19 protein-coding genes are annotated in these 23,193 nt (G+C 71.7%); 14 read left to right on the top strand and 5 right to left on the bottom strand.

What is annotated here, in order from left to right; translation table 11 throughout:
* The first annotated feature begins 72 nt into the window (after nucleotides 1-72).
* Nucleotides 73-654 carry a hypothetical protein gene (locus tag ACFYPN_RS28300; RefSeq protein ID WP_389302077.1) on the top strand — a complete coding sequence of 194 codons (582 nt, stop codon included), beginning with the start codon at nucleotides 73-75 and terminating at the stop codon, nucleotides 652-654.
* Between the two features lie 160 nt (nucleotides 655-814).
* On the opposite strand, the gene ACFYPN_RS28295 is transcribed toward ACFYPN_RS28300, so the two are convergent.
* Nucleotides 815-2,170, bottom strand: a complete 1,356-nt coding sequence (locus ACFYPN_RS28295; protein WP_389302074.1) for an ROK family transcriptional regulator — start codon at nucleotides 2,168-2,170, stop codon at nucleotides 815-817.
* Nucleotides 2,171-2,312: 142 nt separating this feature from the next.
* Here ACFYPN_RS28295 and ACFYPN_RS28290 point away from each other — a divergent pair, with 142 nt between their 5' ends.
* From ACFYPN_RS28290 to ACFYPN_RS28275, 4 genes are read left to right on the top strand one after another with little or no spacing between them, the layout of a single operon-like run.
* Complete coding sequence (locus tag ACFYPN_RS28290) at nucleotides 2,313-3,626, top strand: sugar ABC transporter substrate-binding protein (protein ID WP_358764634.1); 1,314 nt, start codon at nucleotides 2,313-2,315, stop codon at nucleotides 3,624-3,626.
* 10 nt (nucleotides 3,627-3,636) lie between these two features.
* The gene (locus ACFYPN_RS28285; protein WP_358764636.1) at nucleotides 3,637-4,647 is read left to right on the top strand and encodes a sugar ABC transporter permease; all 1,011 of its coding nucleotides are present in this window, start codon (nucleotides 3,637-3,639) and stop codon (nucleotides 4,645-4,647) included.
* Between the two features lie 28 nt (nucleotides 4,648-4,675).
* Nucleotides 4,676-5,515, top strand: coding sequence for a carbohydrate ABC transporter permease (locus ACFYPN_RS28280; RefSeq protein ID WP_358764645.1), 840 nt, complete (start codon nucleotides 4,676-4,678; stop codon nucleotides 5,513-5,515).
* A 20-nt stretch (nucleotides 5,516-5,535) separates the two neighbouring features.
* Complete coding sequence (locus ACFYPN_RS28275; protein ID WP_389302174.1) at nucleotides 5,536-6,894, top strand: GH1 family beta-glucosidase; 1,359 nt, start codon at nucleotides 5,536-5,538, stop codon at nucleotides 6,892-6,894.
* Between the two features lie 178 nt (nucleotides 6,895-7,072).
* Here ACFYPN_RS28275 and ACFYPN_RS28270 read toward each other — a convergent pair whose 3' ends face one another.
* The 3 genes from ACFYPN_RS28270 to ACFYPN_RS28260 all read right to left on the bottom strand — a co-directional run bounded on the left by ACFYPN_RS28270 (nucleotide 7,073) and on the right by ACFYPN_RS28260 (nucleotide 11,058).
* Nucleotides 7,073-8,245, bottom strand: coding sequence for a S1 family peptidase (locus ACFYPN_RS28270; RefSeq protein WP_389302069.1), 1,173 nt, complete (start codon nucleotides 8,243-8,245; stop codon nucleotides 7,073-7,075).
* Between the two features lie 528 nt (nucleotides 8,246-8,773).
* Nucleotides 8,774-9,370 carry a DinB family protein gene (locus tag ACFYPN_RS28265; RefSeq protein WP_358765757.1) on the bottom strand — a complete coding sequence of 199 codons (597 nt, stop codon included), beginning with the start codon at nucleotides 9,368-9,370 and terminating at the stop codon, nucleotides 8,774-8,776.
* A 116-nt stretch (nucleotides 9,371-9,486) separates the two neighbouring features.
* Nucleotides 9,487-11,058 carry a carboxylesterase/lipase family protein gene (locus tag ACFYPN_RS28260; RefSeq protein WP_389302066.1) on the bottom strand — a complete coding sequence of 524 codons (1,572 nt, stop codon included), beginning with the start codon at nucleotides 11,056-11,058 and terminating at the stop codon, nucleotides 9,487-9,489.
* A gap of 242 nt (nucleotides 11,059-11,300) precedes the next feature.
* Here ACFYPN_RS28260 and ACFYPN_RS28255 point away from each other — a divergent pair, with 242 nt between their 5' ends.
* The 7 genes from ACFYPN_RS28255 to ACFYPN_RS28225 all read left to right on the top strand — a co-directional run bounded on the left by ACFYPN_RS28255 (nucleotide 11,301) and on the right by ACFYPN_RS28225 (nucleotide 20,431).
* Nucleotides 11,301-11,684, top strand: a complete 384-nt coding sequence (locus ACFYPN_RS28255; protein WP_358765761.1) for a hypothetical protein — start codon at nucleotides 11,301-11,303, stop codon at nucleotides 11,682-11,684.
* A gap of 156 nt (nucleotides 11,685-11,840) precedes the next feature.
* Nucleotides 11,841-12,431 (top strand): GNAT family protein, encoded by a 591-nt coding sequence (locus ACFYPN_RS28250; RefSeq protein ID WP_358765763.1) that lies wholly within the window; start codon nucleotides 11,841-11,843, stop codon nucleotides 12,429-12,431.
* Between the two features lie 427 nt (nucleotides 12,432-12,858).
* Nucleotides 12,859-13,458 (top strand): DUF5709 domain-containing protein, encoded by a 600-nt coding sequence (locus tag ACFYPN_RS28245; protein WP_358765765.1) that lies wholly within the window; start codon nucleotides 12,859-12,861, stop codon nucleotides 13,456-13,458.
* Nucleotides 13,459-13,613: 155 nt separating this feature from the next.
* Nucleotides 13,614-15,086, top strand: coding sequence for an NADP-dependent phosphogluconate dehydrogenase (gndA, locus tag ACFYPN_RS28240; protein ID WP_358765767.1), 1,473 nt, complete (start codon nucleotides 13,614-13,616; stop codon nucleotides 15,084-15,086).
* Between the two features lie 432 nt (nucleotides 15,087-15,518).
* On the top strand, nucleotides 15,519-16,874 hold the full coding sequence (locus ACFYPN_RS28235; protein WP_358765781.1) for a tetratricopeptide repeat protein: 1,356 nt from the start codon (nucleotides 15,519-15,521) through the stop codon (nucleotides 16,872-16,874).
* A gap of 205 nt (nucleotides 16,875-17,079) precedes the next feature.
* The gene (locus ACFYPN_RS28230) at nucleotides 17,080-18,774 is read left to right on the top strand and encodes a helix-turn-helix domain-containing protein (RefSeq protein ID WP_358765769.1); all 1,695 of its coding nucleotides are present in this window, start codon (nucleotides 17,080-17,082) and stop codon (nucleotides 18,772-18,774) included.
* 238 nt (nucleotides 18,775-19,012) lie between these two features.
* On the top strand, nucleotides 19,013-20,431 hold the full coding sequence (locus ACFYPN_RS28225; RefSeq protein WP_389302062.1) for a diaminopimelate decarboxylase: 1,419 nt from the start codon (nucleotides 19,013-19,015) through the stop codon (nucleotides 20,429-20,431).
* A 491-nt stretch (nucleotides 20,432-20,922) separates the two neighbouring features.
* On the opposite strand, the gene panD is transcribed toward ACFYPN_RS28225, so the two are convergent.
* Nucleotides 20,923-21,348, bottom strand: coding sequence for an aspartate 1-decarboxylase (gene panD / locus ACFYPN_RS28220; RefSeq protein WP_358765773.1), 426 nt, complete (start codon nucleotides 21,346-21,348; stop codon nucleotides 20,923-20,925).
* Between the two features lie 381 nt (nucleotides 21,349-21,729).
* Here panD and ACFYPN_RS28215 point away from each other — a divergent pair, with 381 nt between their 5' ends.
* Nucleotides 21,730-22,560, top strand: a complete 831-nt coding sequence (locus tag ACFYPN_RS28215) for an alpha/beta hydrolase (RefSeq protein WP_358765775.1) — start codon at nucleotides 21,730-21,732, stop codon at nucleotides 22,558-22,560.
* Nucleotides 22,553-23,170 (top strand): WHG domain-containing protein, encoded by a 618-nt coding sequence (locus ACFYPN_RS28210; protein ID WP_358765777.1) that lies wholly within the window; start codon nucleotides 22,553-22,555, stop codon nucleotides 23,168-23,170. Before ACFYPN_RS28215 ends, ACFYPN_RS28210 begins: the two co-directional genes overlap by 8 nt.
* Nucleotides 23,171-23,193 lie beyond the last annotated feature (23 nt).

Here is a 23,193-nt window from a genome sequence, read left to right as displayed (position 1 = left end):
CGCACCTCGGCCCGGACGCGGCGGCCGGAGAAGTGGCACGACGGAATCCGCGGGTCGTGCCACTGTGGGGGCATGACGGTGGTCGAGACGGTGGGGCGGAAGAACGACTCCTTCCCGGGAGATGGGCGTCCTCACACGTACCGGGTTCGCGGGCACGACCGCAGTGCGGTGGTCCTGTGGATCGGCGGGCAGGCCGACGAGCCCGATCGGGTGTACGCCCTCACGGAGAGCGGCCACCCGCGCGTGCCTGTGTTCGTGACGGTGCGGCAGGCACGGCTCTACGCGAGCCGGCGGGGGCGGCCGGCCGTTTCGGACGCCGCCACGCTGGAGCTCTTCCGGGTCCAGCACTGGCTGGCGGATCCGGTGCGCCGGAAGGTCCCGCCCGGTGCGGTGCTGGACACGTGGAACTTCTCCGAGGATCTGGCCCGCGGCCTCGACGCGTCCGGCCGGCTGCCGGAGCAGGGAGTGGTCCACGACAGCGCCTACGAGAAGCTGTTCGGCGGCGAGTGCGCCACGTGGACCACCGACGAACTTCGTGCGGTGGTGGAGCTGATCGCGGCCGGGGTGGAGCTGTGGAGCTCCTGCCCGGTGGCCGTGAATCCACGGTCGGTGAATTTCCCGGGCGGTGGACCGGGTTTTCTCCGGGGTGCATGAGCCGTGCGTCGGCCGGCCCGCCACAGCGGCGCTCGGCTCCCCAGCGGGACCGGCGCGTCGCGAGCCTGCCGAGCACTCTTCGATCCCCGGCCCCCCTCGTCCGCCCCGCGCCCCGGTCACCGCTCAGGACCGGCCGGGAAAAGACCGACGCCCCTCCGCGTCACACGCCTTCGGCGACCACCGCCCTGGCGCGTACCGCGTCCGCCGGGCTACGGGCGGGACCGGCCGCAGCGTCGGGGGCGGGTGACGGGGCGGGGCGACTGCCGCCGCGGGCGAGGAAATCGGAGAGCGGCAGGGTGGCCGCGCCCACGGTGACCGCGTCCGGACCGAGTCGGCCCATCTCGATGGTGACGCGGGCGGCCGCGTGGCGGAGCGCGTACTCGTCGGCGTACCGGCGGATCGCGGGAAGCAGATGGGGGCCGATCAGCAGCCCCGCCCATCCGCCGAGCAGGATGCGCTGGGGCAGGAAGAGGTTGACGAGGTCCGCCAACGCGGCGCCCAGGCATTCGGCGGTCTCGTCGAGCAGGGCGACGGCAACGGGGTCGGGGTCGGGGCCGCCCGGGGGCGGGTAGGCGGCGGCGAGGAGGGCCGCGAGCGCCGCTTCGTCGTCGGTGTCCTCGGGGAGGGGGCCGCCGGCCTCGTACCAGCGTTCGCGCATCGCCTCGCCGCCGGCGTACGCCTCCAGGCAGCCGATGGAGCCGCAACGGCACCGGCGGCCCCTCAACTGGACGGTGGTGTGGCCCCATTCGAGCGGGACGCTGGTGCGGTTCTCGTCGAGGACGCCGCCACGGTTCACGCAGGCGCCGACGCCGGAGCCGATGAGGGCGATGGCGGCGGCGTCCGCGCCGCGTCCGCCGCCGAACCACATCTCGGCCTGCCCGAGCGTCTTGGCACCGTTGTCGATGAAGAACGGGACCTCGGCCGGGAGGTCGACGGCCTCGCGCAGCAGCCGCTCGAAGGGGACGGCGCGCCAGCCGATCGTCTGCCCGTGCACGACGGCCCCCTCCCCGTCGGGACCGTCGCCCCCCGAGGGGGGCGGGCGTTCGATGATGCCGGGTACGCCGATGCCGATGCCGAGCAGCCGGTGCGCGTCGGCGCCCGCGTCGGCGAGCACGTCCGCGACCGCGGCCCGTACATGGCCCACGATGCGCTCGACGTCGTATCCGTGCTGCGCCAACGGCCGCTCAGTACGGGCGAGTTCGGTGAGCGCGAGGTCGAACAGCTCGACGCGCACCCGGGTTTCACCGATGTCGATCCCGATCAGTAGACCGCCGCCCGGGGCCACCCTGAGGAGGGTGCGCGGCCGGCCGCCGTCCGAGTCGACGACCCCCGCCTCTTCGAGGACCCCCTCCGCGACGAGTTCGGCGACGACGTTGCTGATGGAACCCGAACTCAGCCCGGTCGCCGGGGCGAGCTCCTGGCGGCTCAGGGGGCCGTCGAAATACAACCGTTGCAATACCCTTGCCCGATTGCCCCTTCGCAGGTCACGCACGGTCCGTCTGTTGCGCTCGGCCATGTTGCTCCCTTCCTTCCGGCAACATACCCCGGTCCAACCCCTTGACGCGACCTTCCTTCAGCTCTTAGATCACGACATAAATTAAGTCATGGAGGCCGTTCGGTTCCCGGACGCAGCCATCCCCGGAAAGGGGCCATCCCGTATGCGCAACATCAGAGCCGCCGCAGCCGTCACCCTCGCGATCTCCATCGCCGCCGGAGTCACCGGCTGCGGCGGCGGGTCCGACTCGGGCGGCGGCAGCAACGAGTCGCCGAAGACGCTCACCTACTGGGCCTCCAATCAGGGCCCGAACGTCGAGGCGGACAAGAAGATCCTGACTCCCGAGCTGAAGAAGTTCGAGAAGCAGACCGGCATCAAGGTGAAGCTGGAGGTCGTTCCCTGGTCCGACCTCCTCAACCGCATCCTCGCCGCCACCACGTCCGGTCAGGGCCCGGACGTGCTGAACATCGGCAACACCTGGTCCGCCTCGCTGCAGGCGTCCGGCGCCCTGCTGCCGTGGGACGCGAAGAACTTCGACGCGATCGGCGGCCGGGACCGGTTCGTCGACTCGGCGGTCGCCTCGGCCGGTGCGGAGGGTCAGGACCCCGCCGCCGTGCCGCTGTACTCGCTGTCGTACGCGCTCTACTACAACAAGAAGATGTTCGCCGACGCGGGCATCGCGACGCCGCCGAAGACCTGGGACGAACTGGTCGCCGACGGCAAGAAGCTGTCCAAGGACGGCAAGTGGGGCCTGGGCGCCGAGGGTGGCAACCTCTCCAACAACATCCACCAGGTGTTCGTCCTCGGCAAGCAGCACGGCGCCGACTTCTTCGACTCCTCCGGCAAGGCGACCTTCACCTCGGACGGTGCCGTCGCCGCCGTGAAGCAGTACGTCGACTTCATGGCCAAGGACAAGATCATCGCTCCCGGCAACGCGGAGTACGCGCAGAACCAGTCGCTCACCGACTTCGCCAAGGGCCGCACCGGGATGGTGCTGTGGCAGGCCGCCGCCTCCACCTTCGCCGCCCAGGGCATGAAGCCGGAGGACTGGGGCGTCGCCCCCGTGCCCGTCCCGTCCGGGACCCCGGGCCAGGGCGCGCAGACCAACTCCATGGTCGCCGGCATCAACATCGCGGTGTTCAAGAACACCAAGAACATCGACGGCGCCAAGCAGTTCGTGAAGTTCATGACGAGCGACGCGGAGCAGAAGCTCCTCAACAAGACCTACGGGGCGATCCCGCCGGTCAAGGCGGCCCAGGCAGACGAGGCGTTCGGCGCGCCGGACCTCTCCGTCCTGCGCGACACCCTGTCCACCAGCGCGGCCCCGCTCCCGCAGGTGCCGAACGAGTCCCAGTTCGAGACGGCCGTGGGCACCGCGGTCAAGGACCTGTGGGCCGACGCGGCGGCCGGCAAGCCGGTGACCACCGAGACCGTCAAGGCGGCCCTCGAAAAGGCCCAGCAGACCATGGGGCAGTGAGGCACCGAACATGACTTCCACCGTGACCGCCGACCCCCGGGTCGGTAAGTCGGACAGCGGTGGGGGCCGGGGCACCGGGGGTGCGCGCAGGAGACTGCCGCGCATCCCCGACCGCATCCGCAACGGCGGACTGCCCTATCTCCTGCTCCTCCCGGCGATCCTGCTCGAACTGCTCGTCCACCTGATCCCGATGATCGTCGGGATCGTGATGAGCTTCCGCCAGCTCACCCAGTTCTTCATCAGCAACTGGGGCAACGCGCCCTGGATCGGACTGGACAACTACCAGGTCGCCGTCGACTTCGACGCCCCCCTGGGCAAGGCGCTGCTCCACTCCTTCTTCGTCACCTGCGTCTTCACCTTCTTCGCGGTCGGCCTCTCCTGGCTGTTCGGCGTGACCGCCGCGATCATGCTCCAGGAGAACTTCCGGGGCCGCGGCGTGCTGCGGGCCATCTTCCTCGTGCCGTACGCGCTGCCGGTCTACGCGGCCGTCATCACCTGGGCGTTCATGTTCCAGCGGGACAACGGTCTGGTGAACCACGTCCTGCACGACCAGCTGGGGCTGACCGACCAGCCGTCGTTCTGGCTGATCGGCGACAACAGCTTCATCGCACTGCTCGTCGTCTCGGTCTGGAAGGGGTGGCCGTTCGCGCTGCTCATCCTGATGGCCGGGCTCCAGAACATCCCGAACGAGCTCTACGAGGCCGCGTCCATCGACGGCGCCGGCATCTGGCAGCAGATCCGCAAGATCACGCTGCCGTCGCTGCGGCCGGTCAACCAGGTCCTCGTGCTGGTCCTCTTCCTCTGGACCTTCAACGACTTCAACACGCCGTTCGTGCTCTTCGGCCGCGCGGCACCGGAGAACGCCGACCTCATCTCGCTGCACATCTACCAGTCGTCGTTCGTCACCTGGAACTTCGGCACCGGTTCGGCGATGTCCGTCCTCCTCCTGCTCTTCCTGCTGCTGGTGACGGCCGTCTACCTGCTGCTGACCTCACGCAAAAGGAAGGGTTCCGGTGTCTAGCGTCATCGCTCACAAGCGCCGTTCACCGATGGCGGCTCCGGCGTCCTTCGTGTGGACCCGCCGGATCGTGCTGACCCTCCTGACCGGTTTCGTCCTGCTGCCCGTGTACGTCATGGTCAGCAGCTCGCTCAAGCCGCTCCAGGACGTGTCCGGCAAGTTCCACTGGCTGCCGTCGAGCATCACCATCCGGCCGTACATCGACATCTGGTCGACCGTCCCGCTCGCGAAGTACTTCGGGAACTCGCTGATCGTGGCGGGCGCAGCCACGGTCGCCTCGGTGATCATCGCGGTGTTCTCGGCGTACGCGGTGAGCCGGTACGCCTTCCGGGGGAAGCGGGTCTTCACCATCACGGTGCTCTCGACCCAGATGTTCCCCGGCATCCTCTTCCTGCTGCCGCTCTTCCTCATCTACGTGAACATCGGCAAGACCACGGGCATCGAGCTCTACGGCTCGCGCGGCGGTCTCATCCTCACCTATCTGACGTTCTCGCTCCCCTTCTCCATCTGGATGCTGATCGGGTACTTCGACGCCATCCCGAAGGACCTCGACGAGGCCGCCAAGGTGGACGGCTGCGGTCCGCTCGGCGCGCTCTTCCGGGTCGTCGTGCCGGCGGCCGTGCCGGGTATCGTCGCCGTGGCCGTCTACGCGTTCATGACCGCCTGGGGCGAGGTGCTCTTCGCATCGGTGATGACGAACGACGCCACCCGAACCCTCGCCGTGGGGCTCCAGGGGTACGCCACCCAGAACGACGTCTACTGGAACCAGGTGATGGCGGCCTCGCTCGTCGTCAGTGTTCCGGTCGTCGCCGGGTTCCTCCTGCTCCAGCGCTACCTCGTCGCCGGTCTCACGGCGGGCGCTGTCAAGTGACCATCTCAGAAAGGCAGTCCGTGAACGACCTCAACGCCCTCCCGGCCGATTTCACCTGGGGAGTGGCCACCGCCTCGTACCAGATCGAGGGAGCCGTCGCGGAGGACGGCCGCGCCCCCTCCATCTGGGACACCTTCTCCCACACCCCCGGGAAGGTGGCGGGGGGCGACACCGGCGACGTGGCGTGCGACCACTACCACCGGGTGCCCGAGGACATCGGCCTGATCAAGGAGGTCGGCGCGGGCGCGTACCGCTTCTCGCTGGCCTGGCCGCGTATCGTCCCCGGCGGTGACGGCCCGGTCAACAAGAAGGGCCTGGACTTCTACGACCGGCTGGTGGACGGACTCCTGGACAACGGGATCACCCCCTTCGCCACGCTCTACCACTGGGACCTCCCGCAGGCCCTGCAGGACCGCGGCGGCTGGACCGTCCGCGAGACCGCCGAGCACTTCGCGGCGTACACCTCGGCCGTCGTCGAGCGCCTGGGCGACCGCGTCAAGGACTGGGCGACCCTCAACGAACCGCTCTGCTCGGCGTGGATCGGCCACCTGGAAGGCAAGATGGCGCCGGGTCTGACCGACCTCACGGCCGCCGTCCGCGCCTCGTACCACCTCCACCTCGGCCACGGCCTCGCCGTGCAGGCGATCCGGGCCGCCTCGCCGGGCGCCCGGGTCGGCATCGTCAACAACCTCAGCCCGATCGAGCCGGCGAGCGACAGCCCCGCCGACATCGCGGCGGCCGTCCGCGCCGACGGGCACACCAACCGCTGGTGGCTGGACCCGATCCACGGCCGTGGCTACCCGCAGGACATGCTCGACCTCTACGGGGTCGAACTGCCGGTGCAGCCCGGCGACATGGAAACCATCGCGGCCCCCCTCGACTGGCTCGGCCTGAACTACTACTTCCGCCAGGTCGTCACCGCCGACGAGTCGGGCCCCGTCCCCCACGCCCGGCAGGTCCCGGTGCCCGGCGCCCCCGTCACGTACATGGACTGGGAGGTCCACGCCGAGGGCCTGGAGCAGCTCCTGCTGCGCCTGACCGAGGAGTACGGCGCTCAGAAGATCTACGTCACGGAGAACGGTTCGTCCTACCAGGACACCGTCGCGGCGGACGGGTCGGTCCACGACCCGGAGCGCACGAAGTACCTGGAAGAGCACTTGGCCGCCTGCGGCCGGGCGGTCGCCAAGGGGGCGCCGCTCGCCGGTTACTTCGCGTGGTCGCTGCTCGACAACTTCGAGTGGGCCTACGGGTACGACAAGCGGTTCGGACTGGTTCACGTCGATTACGACACCCAGCGCCGTACGGTGAAGACCAGTGGAAGGCGTTACGCGGAGATCATCCGCGAACTGTCCTCCGGGCGAGTGGCGGACCCCGCCTGACGTCACTCCTCCGGAAGCGGCCCCGGCCGCGACGGTTCTCCGTCGCGGCCGGGGCCTCGTCATGTCCGGCTCCGCCCGGCTCGGGGGTCGTCCCGCACTTCCCGCCGGGTTGTGCGGGGAGTGCGGGACCACTGTGCGTGAGCCTCGGGCCGTGTGCAGGGTCGGGCCGTGTGCAGGGTCAGGCCGTGTGCAGGGTCAGGCCGTAGCGGTTGAGGATCTCGTTGATCGGCTGGTACCAGGTCTCGCCGCCGGTGGAGCAGTTGCCCCAGCCGCCCGAGGTGACGCCCTGGGCCTGGTCGCCACTGATGAACGAGCCGCCGGAGTCGCCGCCTTCGGCGCAGACGTTGGTCTTCGTCATCTGGTAAACGGCGCCCTGGCTGTAATTGACCGTCTCGTTCTTGGCGAGCACGGTGCCGCAGTGCCAGTGGGTGGTCGAGCCGGACCGGCAGATGGAGGCACCGATCGGCGCTTCGGCGGAGCCGCGTACCAGCTGGTCGGAGACGGTGCCCCAGCCGAGGACCACCGGCACCGTCCACCAGCCGTTGGCGACGTTCACCCAGGCGTAGTCGTCACCGGGGAAGGTCGAGCCCTGGAAGTTCCCGATGGCCGATCCGTCCCAGCCCCGGACCGCCGCGCCGGCCTGGGCGCAGTGTCCGGCGGTGACGAACCCTCCGTACACCGAGAATCCTATGGAACAGCGGACGTTGCCCGTGTAGTACGGGTCACCGCCCACCGTGCCGGCGGAGAACGTTTGCGGCGCACGTGCCGTGTGACGGACCGTCACCGGCCCTGCTTCTCGGGCCTCCGTCAGGAACGAGCGGACCTCCTCGTCCTTCGCCGAAGCGGCGACGACGTTCACCACGACGGACCCGGCCTCGGCGTCCACGTGCCAGCTCGCGACCCCGTCGGGCGCGGCGAGCCCGTCGATCCTGGACTTGGCCCGGTCGAGGGCCCGTTGCGTGTGCGGGACGAGCTTGGCGTCCGCGCCCGCCGCCCGGACGGCGGCGGCGGCCGTCGCGTCGGTGACCCCGACGGTCAGCCTGCCGGTCCCGGCGTCGAACCAGGACCCTCCGTACGAGGCTCCGGCAGCGCGGCGCGCGGCCGGCTCCCGGGCGGTGGCGGTCTTCTCGGCGGCGAGCCGGGCCTTCACCTGTGCGGGCGTCAGGCCGAAGTCCTTGCTCATCGCTGTGAGCAGGCCGTCCGAGGCGGGCTGCGGAGTTGCGGCGGTCGCTGCTGCCGACGCGGGGAGAGCGCCATCGGCCGCCGAGGCCGAGGCAGGGCCGATGGTCGCCCAGGCGCCGACGACGAGGAGCGCGGACAGGCCGGCGCGCAGGGTGGTCAGGTGTCTCAAGGGAGTGCCCTTCTGGTGTTCCGATGTGTGGGGGTGGAACAGCAGGTGTCCGAGACCGCTCCCGGGACGTGGGGGTGGGGATTGAGAGCGCTCTCAGGCCGTGTCTGCGACTCTAATGCAGCGGAAAGGTCAGGTCCATGCCAAGCAAGTGATCGACTCGACCGGGCAGAACCCACAGGGGATTGATCGGCGGCCGCCCCGAGGGCAGTGGCACGAGCTCATCCAGGTGCTCGCCGGCAGGGACGCCCGTGCCGCCGAAACCCGCCTTCTGCCGGGGCAGTTCGTACGCGTCCACCGTCATCGCCCGGGATGGAGGCGTGGAACCCATGACCTCAGCGGGGCGTCTTGGGGGTGCGTGCCGCACGACCCGCCGGACCAAGAGCATCCACATCGGGCCGCCCCCGTACGGGCCGCGCGCCGCCACGGGGGCTCTCCTCACGGCCGGCCCGGCGCCGGCGACCAGGCACCCGCGCCCCTGCGGACACCTCACCCGCGGAGGGGCACCGTCGAAGGAACGGTTTGTCCCGCTCAGCCCCGGTCGGTGCGGAACGCCCTCGCGGTCCGCTCCAGCCGTTCCACGTACTCCTTCCACCATGTCGCGTCGTCCGTGGGGAGGTTGTCCCCCGGGGACCTGTAGCCGACTTCGCCGTCGACGAGCTCCCGGACGATGTCGGCGTGACCCGCGTGGCGGTGCGTCTCGGTGGCGACGTGCACCAGAATGTGATGAAGCGTCACCTCGCGCTTCTCCTTGGACCACCACGGCACGGCGCCGGGTGCGTCGAGCGGCAGCGCTGCGATGGTCGCGTCCGAGTGCTGCCACACGCGTCGGTAGCGTGCGACGACCTCCTCGCGGCTCTCGTCCTCGGTCGCCCACATGTCGGCGTTCTCCTCGGCGTCGTCGTCGAGCCACGGGAAGGGCTCTTCGGAGGGCCGGCCGAAGGTCGGGCCGAAGTAGCCCAGTTCGACTCCGGAGAGATGCTTGACCAGGCCCAGCAGGTTGGTCCCGGTCTGCGTCAGGGGTCGGCGCACGTCGTACTCGGAGAGTCCTTCCAGCTTCCGCAGGAGGGTGTCACGGGCGGCCTGGAGGGACGACTGAAGATCGTCCTTGGGGTGTGATCGACTCATCCGGGAAGTCTCCCACCTCGCACCGACAGCGCGCCGCCGGGCGGGTCGGCCCCGCCGCTCCGGAGCGTTCCCCCGAAGAGGCCCCTGCACCACCGGTGTTACGGGCGATACGGATGTCACGGGGTCAGGATCGGCAGGCCCGCGTCACGCCAGAGAGCGCGCAGCGCCGCCCCGGACTCCGCCCGCTCCGAGGACGGTCCACGGCCTCCGGCCTCGCCCGCAGTGCGCCAGTGATGGACGTCCGCGCCCGGGTCGCGCCCCTCCCCCAGCCTCTCCCAGCCGGGGTCACCACAGGTGGCGAAGTCCGCCCACGACCTCATCATGCGCGCGGAGAGTTCCCGGTCGGCGTCACCCGGCGGTCCTCCGACGAGGAAGTGGACGTCCTCGTCGTCGAGGGTGCCGAAGGCGAACGGGACGTCGGCGCAGTGCCACGCCCGTACCGGGCGGGCCGGAGAGCCGCCGGACCTGCGGTCGAAGTGCGCGAGGAAGGCCGTACCGCCAGCCCTCGCGTGGGCCTCGGCGAGCCGGTCGCTGTACTCGGCGAAGAGCAGGTCCCCCTGGAGTGCCTGGTACGTCTCACGGAACGACGCTCCCCCCGCACGGTCCCGGTACCCCCGCACCAGGGCGACAGGGAGCCCGAAGTCCCGGGCGAACGCGTCGAACCGGGCCTCCGTCGCGATGTCGGCGCTGCTGCCGACCGCTTCAAACAGGGCGTACTCCTCCGTGGTGCGGCAGACGAGGAGATCGATACCGGCCTCTGCTCCGGCGCCGGCGAACATCGCGGTCAGCGGGTCGGCGCGCAGCAGTGCGCCGTCGACGACCGGACCGAAGATCGCCGGGTCGTGGTGGCGGCGGCCGGACGCGGGGTCGCGACGGCACGCCTCGACAACGGCGTCGGACGCGGCGACGAGGGACTGCGGGGAGGCCGTCAGGAGCGCCTCACGGGTGGCGGGGACACCCGCGGCCCGTGCGACCTCCTCGGTGGTGCGGGCGGCGGACTCCGCCGTGGCACAGGAGTTGACGGCGGAGTGCAGCGCGGCTCGCCGGAAGAGACCGCGGGCACGGTCCATGGCGATGAGGCAGGCGACCGAGGTGGCACCCGCGGACTGGCCGGCCACAGTGACCCGGTCCGGGTCACCCCCGAAGGCGGCGATGTTGTCGCGCACCCACTCCAGGGCGGCGATCTGGTCGAGCAGTCCACGATTGTCCGGACAGATGTCACCGGTCGTGCCCCGGAAGACCGGGGCGTTGCCGGGCACATGGCCGAACCCCTCGAAGCCCAGGCGGTAGTTGCAGCTCACCACCACCAGGCCGAGCCCGGCGAGGGCGGCACCCTCGAAGTCGGGCTGGGCCGAGGAGCCGAAGGCGAAGGCGCCTCCGTGGATCCAGACCAGGACGGGGAGCGAACCACCCGACCCTCCCGGCGTCCATACGTTGACGGTCAGGACGTCCTCGTCCCCGGGCTTCCAGCCGGGCGCGCCCGGGAGTTCGGCGGACTGGGGGGCGACCGGACCGAAGGTGAGGCAGGGGCGGACTCCGCTCCACCCCCGCGCCGGCCGGGGCCCTCGGAAACGCCGGGGCCCGAACGGCGGTGCCGCGTACGGGATGCCGAGCACCGCCGTGACGGAGGCGGACCGTCCGGCCGGCGCTCCCCGTACCGCTCCGGACCTCGTCGTGAATACTGGCATCGCTGCTCCCCCTGGTGTCGTCCGGCCGACACCGCGCCGGGCCCTCATCCTGCCGACGGAATCGGGCCGGGCGCCAACACCGGGATCAGGGCGATTGACGCGGCTGGGCGGTGAATGGCCGCAGGGAGCAAGGTGCGTGCAGGCAACCCGCGCACGCGTCAACGGAGTTGGCAATCTCCCCGAAAGCCCGTAACTTGAACATGTTCACATTCGAACGTGTTCATTTCTTATGAGGTGTACGCATGGAAGACCGGCCTGTCCGCACGGCGCAGCGGGTGCTCGCCCTCATCGCGGCGGCGAGTACGCTTCCCGGGCTGGCCATCGGTCTGCCGACCGGTATGTTCTGGATCTTCCTGCTCGCAGCGACACCGGTGGCCGTGCCCGTTCTCCTGCGAGACGAACCGCAGCCCTTCGCGTGGGCTTCCCTCATCGTCGGGACGAGTCTGCTGGCCGGGGCCGTGGTGGGCGCCCTGCTGGGAATGTTCCTCTTCGTACCCACGGCGCTGATGCTGCTGGCAATCGCCTTCATGGATTCGCGCGCCCGGCCGAGCGTCCTGTGGGCGGTCGCCGCCCTGGGGATCCCGGCCGCCAGCGGCCTGGTGTTCTACGGCACCTACGACTTCTGAGGGGTCGGGAACGGCATCGAGCCACCGGGCCCGAAGGCGGCATCCGCAGCGGAGCCCGTGCGCCGCGACTCCCGGTACATGGCTCTGCCAGGTACCCCGCTCGGCGACTCCGATACCTGGTTGCCGCCCCGCTCACCGTCCGCCGAAAATGCTCCGATGACCGCACACATGACGCCTTCCGCACCGTCCGGTTTCGCCGTCAAGCCGGTACTCGTCGGGGAGAAGGCGCTGCTGCGTCCGTTCTCCGGGGACGACATCCCTCGAATGATCGAGATCCTGGACGATTCCGAGGTCGTCCGGTTCACCTTCGAGCCGGATACGGAGCTCACTCCGGAACTTCTGCGTGCGTGGTATGGCTCGCGCACCACGCCGGACGACCGTCTCGACCTGGCGGTGACCGACCGCGCCACCGGCGAGTTGGTCGGCGAGGTGGTCCTCTACGAGTGGTCGGCCGCCGACAAGAGCTGCAGCTTCCGCACCCTGATCGCGGCCGCCGGGCGCGGGCGTGGTCTGGGCACCGAGGCGACGCGCCTGGTCGTGGGGCACGCCTTCGAGTCGCTGGGCCTGCGGCGGGTGTCCCTGGAGGTGTACAGCACCAACCACCGCGCGCTCCGGGTGTACCGGAAGGTGGGGTTCCAGGTGGTGGGCGTCCGCCCGAGAGCCCAGTTCCGTGAGGGCGTGTGGAACGACGAGACGCTGATGGCGGTGACGGCGGACGAGTGGTCCGTCCACCGGGGCAGGCCGTAGGGCCCCGGCCCTGCCGTGGCGACGGACGGCCGGGCGGCCGATCCTGGAGTGAGCGGCCGGACAGGAGTGCTGTGCGGTCCGCCGGAGCCGGGGCGCGTGTGCCGGGCAAGAGACGTGCCGACCGACAAACAGGCCGACCGGCCGACAGAGGTGCCGAGTGCCGGCAGCGCTCCGGGTATCGCGGGAGGTTCCCGAGTGGCGGGATCGGCTCGCAGGGTGTGGCCGTCCCGTCGGGCGCCCCGGCCCCGTACAGCGCCTCAGGGCGGGGGAGCGTGCGACGCTTCGGCGGCCGCGATCGGGGCAGACCCGCCTCCGTGGCGCCGCCGCCCCGGCGTCCGAGGAGATCCTCCTTTTGCGGCGGGCGCGCGACCGGAGTGCAATGGCGGCAGGGGACGGCAGGGCTCCGCCATCGGCGAGAGGACACGCAATGAGCGACACCGACCGGGGGGACGACGTCTATCAGCCCCAGCCGGAGGAGGCGTCCGACCCCGACGAACAACCTGACATCGAGGACACCCTCGAGGACTCCGACCTCAGCGACGCACTGGACGAAGGGTATTCGCCGCCCGAGCGGCCGTGGGCCGTGGACGACGTGGGGACCACCGCGTCCGAACAGCACGACGGGGAGTCGCTCGACAGCAGGCTCTCCCGCGAGCGGCCGGAGGTGGCCGCGAGCGACAGTGACGGCGCCGGGGACTTGGCCGACGGTGAGGGTGAGCCGTGGGACGACGAGGTGGGTACGGACCGGGCCGGCAGGCTCACCCAGCAGGCGGACGGGACCGTACCGGCCACGCTCACCGCGAGCGACGTCGGTGTCGACGGGGCCGCCGCCTCCGCCGAGGAGGCTGCCATGCACGTCGTACCCGACGAGGAGCCCTGGCTCCCCGAATGGGACCCCGCCACCCCGCCCGACTCCGGTCCGGATTCCGTCGCCCCTGCCCCCGGCCCCGCCACGGGCACCGCCACCGACTCCGAGGCCGCATCCGGGGCCCCGTCCGCGGACGCCCCGACGGCCCGCACCGGTTGAACCGCGGGGTGCGGGGGTCAGCAAAGGGCCCAAGAGTCCGTACGCGCGCGACCGCGAGAGAGCGCTGAGTACCGTGACGCCGGACAGCACGCCGACGCGACGAGCCGAGACAGCCACTCCTGAGACAGCCACTCCCGAGAGAGCCTGGAGCACCCATGACCGGCACCACCTCGAGCAGCACCGCCCCGACCGGCACCGCTCAGATCGGCGTGACGGGACTCGCGGTGATGGGCCGCAACCTGGCCCGCAACTTCGCGCGCAACGGGCTCACGGTCGCCGTGCACAACCGCACGACCGCGAAGACCGACGCCCTGGTGGAGGAGTTCGGCGACGAGGGGGACTTCGTCGCCGCGCACTCGCCGCAGGAGTTCGTCGATGCCCTGGAGCGGCCCCGGCGGCTGGTCGTGATGGTGAAGGCGGGAAAACCGACCGACGCGGTGATCCAGGAGTTCGCCCCCCTGCTGGAGGAGGGCGACGTCATCATCGACGGCGGCAACGCCCATTTCGAGGACACCCGGCGCCGCGAGAAGGAGCTGCGGGAGCGTGGGCTGCACTTCGTCGGCACGGGCATCTCCGGCGGCGAGGAGGGCGCACTCAACGGGCCGAGCATCATGCCGGGCGGTTCGGCTGAGTCGTACGAGTCGCTGGGCCCGCTGCTGGAGAGGATCGCGGCACGTGCCGAGGACGGCACACCGTGCACCACCCACATCGGTCCGGACGGTGCGGGCCACTTTGTCAAAATGGTACATAACGGCATCGAGTACGCGGACATGCAGCTCATCGCCGAGGCGTATCACCTGCTGCGCGCGGTGGCGGGCTACTCCCCCGCCCGGATCGCGGAGGTGTTCCGGAGCTGGAACACCGGTCGGCTGGACTCGTACCTGATCGAGATCACGGCGGAGGTGCTGGCCCACACGGACGCGGCCACCGGGAAGCCGTTCGTCGACGTCGTGCAGGACCGGGCCGAGCAGAAGGGCACCGGCCGCTGGACCGTGCAGATCGCCCTCGACCTGGGCGTTCCCGTCTCGGGCATCGCGGAAGCAGTGTTCGCCCGGTCGCTCTCCGGCCACGCCGACCTGCGGGAGGCGGCCCGTGACCTCTCGGGGCCCACCCCGGCTGCGCTGCCCGCGGCGGAGGCGGCGTCGTTCGCGGACCAGGTGGAGCAGGCGCTGTACGCGTCCAAGATCGTCTCCTACACCCAGGGCTTCCACCAGATCCGGGCGGGCAGCGAGGAGTACGGCTGGGACGTCGACCTGGGCGCCGTCGCGGGGATCTGGCGGGCGGGCTGCATCATCCGGGCGGCTTTCCTGGACCGCATCCGGGCCGCCTTCGCCGGCCGTCCCGGACTGCTGAGCCTCCTCTCCGACAGGGAGTTCGCCCGGGAGATCGGCGCGGCGCAGGACGACTGGCGGGCCGTGGTCGCCCAGGCGGCGCGGCAGGGGGTGCCGACACCCGGATTCGCGGCTGCCCTCTCGTACTACGACGGGCTGCGCGCCGAGCGGCTCCCCGCCGCGCTGACCCAGGGACAGCGGGACTTCTTCGGGGCCCACACCTACCGGCGTACCGACCGGGAGGGGACGTTCCATACGCTGTGGGGCGGCGACCGGTCCGAGGTCGACGCGGGCTGACCCGCCGGCGGTTCGCCGGAGTCGGCGCCCCGTACCGGCCGGTGCTCGGCGCCGACGCCTGCACCGGGCGACCGGGACCTCGACCACGGCTACCCGGTGACCCGCCGTCCACCTGCACTTCCGGCAGGCCTTCACCTTCTGCCCGCCGCCCCCGGGGCGTGATCCCGCTCATCGCCTGATCCGCCCCGCCCGTCATCTCGTCACCCCTTCATTCCCTACGTCCGTCGTGTAGTGCACATTGCACCAACAGGTCCGACACAACGGTCCTTCAGCGGGCAACTGCCCCGACTCTCCACCCCTCGCCGACGCCCCGGGACGTTCTGGTCGATACTCGTCTCCCGTACCGGTCGCGGTCGGGATGCCCACCGAAGCGAAATGAGGGGCCACGTGGCGGAGAAGAGCCCGACCGGGCGGCGGACGGAACGCGGACCGGTGGACGATCCCGCCACGATCGGCCGGCGCGTGCACCGGCTGCGCGCGGAGCGCGGTCTCACCCAGCGCGAGCTCGCTGAACCCTCGTACACCCCCGCCTACATATCCACTCTGGAAGCAGGGCGCGTCCGGCCGTCCGAAGCGGCCGTCCGCCACCTCGCGGAGCGGCTCGGCGTGAGCTACGAGGAGGTGGCCACCGGGCGGCCCGCCCACCTCGCCACCGAACTCCGGCTGCGGCTGGTCGAAGCGCAGCGCACCCTGGCGACGAGCGCCGCCGAGGACGCGGTGGCCGACTTCACCGAACTGCTCGCCGAGGCCGACCGGCTCGGGCTCGACCAGGAGAGCGCCTCGGCGACGCTGGGGCTCGGCGAATGCGCCCTGGAGACCGGCGATCTCCCCACCGCCCAGCGGCACTTCGAGGCGGCCGAACGCCTGCTCGCGGACGCCCCGCTCTCCCAGCGGGCACGGGCCGTCCGGGGCCGCGCCGTCGCGCACCTGCTGGCGGGCGAACTCAGGTACGCCTGCTACCTGCTGGAGAGCACGATCGATGAGCTGAACGCGTCCGGTCTCCCCGATCCCGGCGCGCTGCTCCTCCTCTACACAGCGTCCATCGCGCCCTACATGGACATGGGCGCCCACGCGCGGGCGGCGCAGGCCGGCGAGTTGGCGCTCGCGCTCGCTCCCCGGGTCGACGATCCGGAGCTGGTGGCGGGCATGCACCGCAGTGTGGCCCGGTCCCTCATCGCCGCCGGCCGTACCGACGAGGCCGACGCCTCGCTGGCCAGGGCGGCGGAGATCTACCAGCAGCTCCAGATCCGTACGGAGATGGCGCACTGCCACTGGATGCGCGGCTACGTGCGGGCCCAGGACGGCGACCTCTCCGGGGCCGAGACCGAACTGCTGGCCGCCCGGGACATGCTGGCCTCGAAGCGGGCCGCCCTCTACACGGCCCAGGTCGAGGTGGAGCTCGCCGACGTGCTGCGCCGCCAGGGCAAGGCCCGCCAGGCGGAGGACCTGCTCCACCGGCTGCTGGGCGAACTCCAGCCGGACCGGGGGGCGGTGCACGCGGCCGGGGCCCACCGGCTCCTCGGACTGATCCACGAGGAGGACGGGGAGACCGACACCGCCGAGGAGCACTACGTCAAGGCACTGGCTCTGCTGGAGCGCGCCGGAGCGGCCGGAGACCTGGCGGACATCTGCCGGCTGCTCGGCGACCTGCTGCGCCGGGCGGGGCGCACGGAGGCGGCCCTGGACGCGTACCGGACCGGCCTCGGTCACCGGTCGGCCCCCGGTTCGACCACTCTCGGCCCCGCCCCGGTGAGCCCGCGCCCGGTCCTGGGGGGCGCGGGACGGTAAGAGCGCGGGGCGGTAGGGGCCGGAGGGCGATGAGGACGGGCGGTGAAGCGCGCGGGGCGGTGGAGCGCGGGGCTTCTGCCGCAGGATGGCCGACGCCATCCGGGCGGTGACATCGTCCGGGCGCGACGCCGTCCGAAGGCAGCGACGCCGTCCGGGCAGCGACGCCGTTCATCTCGCTCGGGGGCCGCCTCCTATTCTCGGTGCCATGACCAGTGTCCCGGGCCCGTCCGCCACCGCCCCCTCGGCCGAACCGGGCTCGTGCGTGCCCGGCGCCACGCTGCGGAGCGTCTTGACGTTCGACGACAGCGGTGCCCTGCGGTTGCTGCTCGCCCCCGCCGGACAGGACGTCCCGGTCCGTGGCACTGCTTTCGCCGAGAACGGCGCACCGGGGTCGGCCCGGGGGCTGCTGCTGCTCGCCGTGGGTGCCGACGCCGCTTCCGCGGAGGCCGCGACCGCCGTGCGACGGGCCGCCCGGCAGGGGGCGTGCGCCGTGGTGCTGCGCGACGGCGGGGACGCCGGCCCGGCGCCGGAGGTCCTGGATGCCGCGCGGGAGGCCGGGATCGCCGTACTGGCCCGCGCCGCTTGGGCGGACTGGACGGACACGGCGACGCTGTTGCGCTCGGCCCTCGCGTTCGAGGCGGCGGGCGGCGCCGCTGCGGACCCGTCGGCCGACGACCCTGCGCCCGGGGGGCTGGGCGCGCTCGCCGCGGTGATCGCCGCGGCCACCGGTGGAGCAATCACCATCGAGGACACCCGTTTCCGGGTGCTGGCCCACTCCGCCACCCGGCCCGAGGCGGACGGGGTCCGCCGCTCCACCATCCTCGGCGGCCGGGTCCCCGAGTGGCGGGTGGCCGAGCTGCGCCGCAGCGGCCTGATGCGCGCGCTCTGGACCTCGCACGAGGTGATTCACCGGCCGCCTGACGAGGACGGTCCCGAGCGCCTGATCGTCGCGGTGCGCAGCGGTCCGGAGGTGCTCGGCTCTATCTGGGTGGCGGTGGACGGCAGCCCCTTGTTGCCGGGTGCGGCCCAGGCACTGCTGTCCGCAGCCGCCACGGCCGCACCCCACCTCGTGCGCCACCGGCTGCGGGAGAGCGGGGAGGTGCGGCGGCGAGATCACGCGCTCCGGGGACTTCTACGGGGAGAGGGAGACCTCAGGACCCACGCCTGGTCGCTGGGGCTGGCGCTCGGCACGCCGTGCGCGGTCGTGGCGGTGGCCGCCGTATCGGCCTCGGATCCGGTGGCCCCCGCGCTGGACCGGACGCTCGACGTGCTGGCCCTGCACGCCGCCTCGTACCGCCCCGACGTGCAGGTTCTCCGGGAACGAGACCGGTTGCTCGCCCTGCTGTCCGTCGGCTCCGGGAAGGACCGGGAGGCCGTGGGGCTCGCCCGTGAGCTGGCCACGCTCGCCTCCTCGCTGCCCGGCGGGATGCCGGTGCTCGCGGGCGCGGGAGCCGTGGCGGATTCCGCCCTCGGCGCCCCGGCCTCGTGCGAGGAGGCGTCCCTCGTCGTACGGGTGCTGCGCGAGCGGCTCGCCAACCGGGACGCGGGGCAGAGCGGCGACCGGGCACCGGTGCGGTGGGCGGGCGCGGGCGAGCTGGGCCCGGTGGTCGACGTGCGGCGCATGCTCGACGCGGTCCGGCCGCTGTGGGAGGCGGGCGGAGGTCCGGTGCACGACCTGGTGCGTACCGATCTCGCGGCCGGCGGCGAACTGGTCCGCTCTCTCGCCGCCTATCTGGACGCGGCGGGTGACGTCCCTGCCGCCTCGCGCCGCCTGGGACTGCATCCCAACACCCTGCGCTACCGGTTGCGGCGAGCCCGGGAACGGCACGGGGTGGATGTGGACGACCCGGACACCCGGCTGTTGCTGACGGTCGCCGTCCGCCTCGCCGCCGGCTTCTGAGGCCCCCGGCCGGGGCTTCCCATCCCCTCCCGGCTCCTCCCCGCCCCTCCCAGCCCCTCCCAGCCCCGCCCAGCCCGGTCTCTGAGAGCCCGACGAGGCCCTGACCCGTCCGTACCTTCTATCACTTTCGTTCGTTCTGTTGCCGTTTGCCCGATGCTTGACCAGTAGAACAAGTGTGACCTTCAGGTTTGGCCCCGCCGACAAAGACCGGGCCCCGCCGATCGGCGATTCTCACCTTATGACCCAGACGCCTTCCGCCTCCGGCCCGCCGACCACCCCGAAATTCGCCCATGCCGTGCGGCGTGCGGTCGCCGACGGCCTGCTCGGCGAGTCTCAGCCCGTCGTCGGATTCATCGACACCCAGGGGGTGAGGGACTCGGTCGAGGCCCTTCAGGAGGCATTCGCCGGTACCCCGCAGGTCCTGCACACCTTTGCGGCGAAGGCGTCGCCGCTCGTCCCCGTGCTGCGCCTGCTCGCCTCGTACGGCATGGGGTGCGAGGTGGCGAGCCCCGGGGAACTGCGGCTGGCCGTGGACGCCGGTTTCGCGCCTTCGACGATCGTGCTGGACTCCCCCGCCAAGACCCGTGAGGAGATCCGGCTGGCGCTGGCGCTGGGGGTCGCCGTCAACGCCGACAGCCTCGACGAACTCCGCCGCATCGACGCACTGCGCCGGTCCGCCTCCCCCTCGGCCGTCGGGCTGCGGGTGAACCCACAGGTCGGTGGCGGTGCGATCGGCGCCATGAGCACGGCCACCGCCACGTCCAAGTTCGGCGTCGCGCTGCGGGACCCCGGGGCCCGCGCGGCGGTGGTGCGCGCATTCGCCGAGCGCCCCTGGCTGACCCGGCTGCACGTGCACGTGGGTTCCCAGGGGTGCCCACTGGACCTGATGGCGGCCGGTGTCGCGGAGACGTACCGACTGGCCGAGGAGATCAACGCGCACCTCGGCGAGCGCCGGGTCACCAGCCTGGACATCGGCGGCGGGCTGCCGGTGAACTTCGCGGACGACGAGGTGCGGCCCACCCACGGCGACTACGTGACCGCGCTGCGCACGGCCGTACCGGACCTGTTCGACGGACGGTACGCGCTGGTGACGGAGTTCGGCCGGTCGCTGCTCGCGAAGAACGGGTTCATCGGGGCGCTGGTGGAGTACACGAAGGACGCCGGCGGCCGGCGCATCGCCCAGACCCACGCGGGCGCGCAGACCGCGACCCGTACCGTCCTGATGCCCGGGTCCTGGCCGCTGCGGGTCGGAGCTTTCGGGCCGGACGGGCTGCCGAAGGGCGGTCCCGTGCTCGCACAGGACATCGCGGGCCCCTGCTGCTTCGCCGGGGACGTGGTCGCGTACGGCCAGGAACTGCCGGAACTGCGCGAGGGCGATTTCGTGGTGCTCTACGACACGGGGGCCTACTACTTCTCGTCCCCGTGGGCGTACAACAGCCTGCCGAGGCCGGCGGTGTACGGCTTCCGCACGACGGCAGGGGGCGGGGTGCGCTTCGCGCCGGTACGCGAGGCCCAGACGCTGGAATCGATCGCGGCGGAGAGCGGTCTCGGACATGCCGACGCACTGGTGGGGCTCGGGGGTGCGGACGGCAGGAGCAGCGCGGACGGCGGCAGCGGTGCGGACTCCGGGGGCGACGCGCACCGCGCTTCCGCTTGACCGCGGGCGCTCACGGGTTCATGCGCCCGGGCGGGCCTGCCCAACACCGCGTCGGACAGGCCCGCCGCCCGGGATCAGCCTGCGGGCTGCGGGGACGGCTCGGGGTCCGGCACCGGGTCGGGAACCGGTGCCGGCGGCTGCGGAATGGGGTCCGGAGCCGGGCCGGGCGGCACGGGCCCCGGCGGCGGAGTCGGCACCGGGGCCGGCGGCCCGGGCACGGGCGACGGACTCGGCACGGGCGACGGATGGACGGGATCGGGGTACGGCTGGGTCATCGCGGCCCTCCCATGGTGCGAACGGTACGAGTGGGGCTCATCCCCACCGTCTCCCGCTGCGGCTGCCCGCGCCTGCCGGGACCACACCTCGTACGCCCGGACCGCGCCCCGAACGGGCCCGCTGCGGAGGGAAGCGCGCCGACTCCGGAAGGCGCTCCCAGCCCGTACCGTCGCCGGTGCTCCAACGCCCCGTGCTCCGGCGCTCCGGCGCTCCGGTCAGCGAGCCGACGGGACGGCGTGCGGGCTGCGCTCGGTGGGGGTACCCGGCACCGGCGCGGAGGCGTCATTCCCCAGCGCGACGATCCGGTTGTCCGCGTCCACGTGCACCACGCTCGGAACGAGCGTGCGCGCCTCGGCGTCCTCGACCTGCGCGTAGCTGATCAGGATGACCAGGTCACCGGGGTGCACGAGATGCGCGGCGGCGCCGTTGATCCCGATCACACCGGAGCCCCGCTCGCCCTCGATGACGTAGGTCTCCAGCCGGGCGCCGTTGGTGATGTCGACGATGTGCACCAGCTCACCGGGGAGCAGATCGGCGGCTTCCATCAGCTCTGCGTCGATCGTGACCGAGCCCACATAGTGCAGGTCGGCCTGGGTCACGGTGGCACGGTGAATCTTGGACTTGAACATGGTGCGCATCATCGAGGTACTCCTGGACGTAGGCTCCCTGCCTGCATTTTTGCAGGTCAAGTGCTGTTTCCCCACCCTACAACGATTCGCATGTCCGGGCAGCATCCCCCGGGTTCTTCAGGACTCATGCTGACCACCTGCCGACTCGGCCGACACTCCATCAGGTAGCAGCGAAGGGCCTCCGCCCGCGCTCCAGGCCACCTGCCGGGCGACCGCGACCCGGAACCACTCTGCCCCTGGGGCTCGGCGACCGCCGCCGTGCGCACTCCCGGTACGCGCGCTCTGGGCATCGTGGTGATTCCGGGCCGATCTTGACAGGCAAAGCTAATGGGATTAGCTTTATGGCTATTGCAGCTAGCAGACCGGCGTAGCTGGTAGAAATCGGAGACAGCCATGACTGAGTACTTGACCGTCGGCGCCGGTACGATCGCGTACGAAGTGACCGGGGAGGGGCCGCTGGTTGTCCTGGCCCCCGGCATGGGCAACAGCCGCGACGCCTATCGCTTCGTCGCGCCGCGGCTGGTGGCCGCCGGTTACCGGGTCGCCGCGGTCGATCTGCGCGGCGCCGGCGAATCGAGCGCGCAGTGGCCCTCGTACACCCGCACCGACATCGCCGGTGACCTGCTCGCGGTGATCCGTCACCTCGACGGTCCGGCCGTGCTGGTCGGGCACTCGATCTCCGGTGGAGCCGCCACCATCGCGGCCGCCCAGGCGCCCGAACTGATCACCTGCATCGTCGAACTGGCGCCGTTCACCCGCAAGCAGGCCACGAAGCTGGGCGACCTGCGCAACAGCGGTTACCGCAAGGGCTTGGTCCGGCTGGTCGGGACGATGATGGGCAGCCTGTCGTCCTGGAAGAAGTACCTCGACCTCGCCTACCCGGGCACCAAGCCCGCCGACTGGACCTCCCACTTGGCGGCGATCGACGCCATGCTGCGCGAACCGGGGCGTATGAAAGCGCTGCGGGGCATGATGCAGTCGACGCCGGCCGACGCCGGAGCGCAGCTGGGCAACGTGCGCTGCCCGGCCCTGATCATCGAAGGTTCGCTGGACCCGGACTGGGCGGACCCGAAGGCCGAGGGCGAGGCGATCGTGGCCGAGATGCCGACTGGCCTGGGCCACCTCGAGACGATCGACGGGGCGGGCCACTACCCGCACGCGCAGTACCCCGAGGAAGTGGTTGCGCTGATGCTGGCCTTCCTGCAGGCGAACGCCCGTGCCTAGGGCCGGCCTCGACCCCGCCGCCCTCGTCTCCGCCGGCGCGAACCTCGTCGACGAGGTCGGCTTCGACGGCCTGACCATGGGCCTGCTTGCCGAGCGGGTCGGTGTGAAGACGCCGTCGCTCTACAAACATGTCGCCTCCCTGGAAGCCCTCCGGCGAAGCATCGCCAACCAGGCCAAACGCGAACTCACCGAGGCCGTGGCCCGCTCCGCCGTCGGCAGGTCGGGCCCGGACGCGGTACGCGCATGCGCCGACACCTGGCGCCGCTGGGTCCTCGACCACCCCGGCCGCTACACCGCCACCGTACGGGCGCCCACGGCCGACGAAGAGGAGGAGGATCGCCGTGTGGCCAACGAGGGCCTGCAGGTCCTGTACGACGTCCTCGCCGGCTTCCCTCTGCGCCACACCCACCGAATCGACGCTGCGCGCGTCCTGCGATCGGCCCTGCACGGGTTCGCCACCCTCGAAAGTGCCGGCGGTTTCGGGCTCCCCCGTGACGTGGACCGCAGCTTCAGCTTCCTGGTCGACACCCTGATCGCCGGCCTGCAGGCCGACCTCCCCACTTCGATGGACGACGAGCACGACGCAGGACCACTCACACATGACATCTGACCCCGGAGCAGCCGAAGTGGGCA

It is taken from the genome of Streptomyces sp. NPDC005576 (assembly GCF_042871745.1).
In the GTDB taxonomy this organism is placed as follows: Bacteria; Actinomycetota; Actinomycetes; order Streptomycetales; family Streptomycetaceae; genus Streptomyces.
Note: the sequence above shows the minus strand (reverse complement) of the source record. Positions and strands in the feature narration are given on the sequence as shown.